The organism is Candidatus Protochlamydia sp. R18 (assembly GCF_000648255.1).
GTDB lineage: Bacteria > Chlamydiota > Chlamydiia > Chlamydiales > Parachlamydiaceae > Protochlamydia > Protochlamydia amoebophila.
Genome location: NZ_BASL01000678.1, coordinates 1 through 2,398 on the forward strand (window position 1 = coordinate 1; position 2,398 = coordinate 2,398).

Sequence of the window (2,398 nt, forward strand, 5' to 3'; positions counted from 1 at the left end):
GTAGACAGTTTTGTATTTGGCCAATCTTTGTATCCAATCGAAAGGATGTAGTCGTCTAAAAGGCAGTAAAGTGCTATAATTTGTTCTTCCATGGCTTCAATCCTTGTTATTTGTTGCACAAAAACAATTTAAGGATCTGAGGCCTTTTTATTTACATCTAAATTTTATTTCAACTTAGTTATTTGCAACTTACATTATTTATTTAAATTCAAATGTATTTATCTTCGTTGTGTTTTCTTTTATTAATAAATGGAATTTTAAATAATTTTTAGAGTTTTTATTATTTCAAAAAACTTCCAATTATTTGGACACGCTCATAAAAAAGTTTAAAAACTAAAAAAAATAAAGTTTTAAAAGCTTTATGCATTTCAAATCATAATTCTGCGCTTTAAAAAATACCCTTTCTCCAAAACTTCTAAGAGTACATAGATTTTAACATTGTTTTATTTGGCCTATCCTAGATCCGAAAAGAAAAAACAGATGATTTAGGGGAAAGTCGCTTATGAATTTTTATTGCCTATACTTTTTTTAATTTACTAAAATATAAATGATGATCTTACATCAATTTAGCTAGTTCTGTCGAGAGATTATAGAGTTAATTTTACTTGCTGCCATTGTATCGCCTTGTTTGGCAGCAAGTTTGTAATATTTAATAGCCTCTTCTCCTGATGGAGAGACACCTCTTCCTTTTTGGTACATCATTCCGACAAAGTATTGAGCATCTGCAATGCCTTGATCAGCAGCGAGTTTAAAATATTTAAAAGCCTTTTGCTTTGATTGCATAACATCTTGTTCTTTATCATACATGACTCCAAGTCGATATTGAGCATCTGCATGGCCTTGATCGGCAGCGAGTTTGTAATATTTAATAGCCTTTTGCTTTGATCGCTTAACACCTCGCCCATTTTTATACGTGCCTCCGAGTTGATATTGAGCATTTGCAACGCCTTGATTAGCAGCGAGTTTAAAATATTTAAAAGCATCTTGCTCTGAATGCATAACGCCCCATCCATAAGCATACGCTAATCCAAGGCTGTATTGTGCATCTGCAATGCCTTGATCAGCAGCGAGTTTGTAATATTTAAAAGCCTCTTGCTCTGAATTTGTAACACACCTTCCATAGCCATATATGATTCCAAGTTTATATTGTGCCGTTGCATGGCCTTGGTTGGCAGCAAGTTTAAAATATTTAAAAGCCTCTTGCTCTGAGCGTGTCACACCGCTGCCTTCATCATACATGGCTCCAAGATTATATTGAGCCGTTGCGTCGCCTTGATCAGCAGCGAATTTAAAATATTTAAAAGCCTCTTGCTTTGATTGTGTCACACCACAGCCTTCATCATACATCAATCCGAGTTTGTATTGAGCTTTTGTATCGCCTTGGTCTGCCAAATTTTTAGTCGGTAAAAATGGGGGAGAAGAAGAGTAAATAATTTTACATTTTTTACCGCTCCAAAAAGACTTCCAATCTTCTCGAACACTTTCAGAAAAAAGCCCGACTTTTAAAGAAAATAGAGAATTGCAAAATGCACGGATTCCAATCCAAATTCTACGCGCTAGCGGATATATTTTTTCAAAGCTTCCTAAAAGAATGTACGCTTTACCATTGATTATTTTATTTTGGCTTAATTTTGAATCCATGCTAGAAGTAAGGGCAGAGTAGTTGCTAGGAGCATTGCCATCTATAAATTTTAATTGCATAAAATTCTCTTTTTTTTAGTTTATTAATAATATTTAATTAACTTTATAATATTTTCAAATTTAATTGGGAAAATATTTACAATAAAATTCAAATATTTACTATTAAAACAATAAAATTTGTGCACCAATAATAAATTATTAAAATAATTTTTATAAACAATTTTATTTATTTTCAGTAAAAATGCGGAAGAGAACGAGTAAATATGTTTTTTGCTTTTTACGTCTCTCAAAAAAATTCCAAACTTATCGAATATTTTCGAAAAAAAGTCCCGAAGCTTAAAAAAAAATAAAATTTTAAAAATATAGGTAAATTAATCCTAATTCTACGCATTAAAGGATGTGTTTTTTCAAATCTGCCTATAAGCTTATATAATTTTTATCTTTATATATTTTAATTTGTTGAGTTTGTTTTTAATAATTTAAAATTTACATATATTACTTGTTTAAAATAAAATAAATTTGTATTTATTTTCCTTTATTAATGAAATGAATTTTTAAATATTTTTTAATATTTTCTTATTCTAATAAGACTTTCATTCTTTTCTAATGATTTCAAAAAAACTTAAACTTTAGATAGTGTAGTCACGAGAAATAAAATAAATGCTTAAATGTGCTACTCTTCTAAGCTCATCAATGGAGCATCTTATGGAAGCGCACAGAAGACATGATATATCCGACAGAGTTTGGAATTTACTGG

At 30.2% G+C, this 2,398-nt stretch carries 1 protein-coding gene and 1 pseudogene; both read right to left on the reverse strand.

All coding sequences use genetic code 11. The annotated features are described in order from the left end of the window. A pseudogene (locus TY19_RS14105) lies at nucleotides 1-92 on the reverse strand (IS982-like element ISPasp3 family transposase); the annotation flags it as partial. A gap of 478 nt (nucleotides 93-570) precedes the next feature. After that, nucleotides 571-1,701, reverse strand: coding sequence for a tetratricopeptide repeat protein (locus TY19_RS05110; RefSeq protein ID WP_052354794.1), 1,131 nt, complete (start codon nucleotides 1,699-1,701; stop codon nucleotides 571-573). Between the last annotated feature and the right edge of the window lie 697 nt (nucleotides 1,702-2,398).

Excerpts from the sequence above, each read along its gene's own strand:
- TY19_RS05110 (WP_052354794.1), bottom strand. The coding sequence starts at position 1,701 with ATGCAATTAAAATTTATAGATGGCAATGCTCCTAGCAACTACTCTGCC.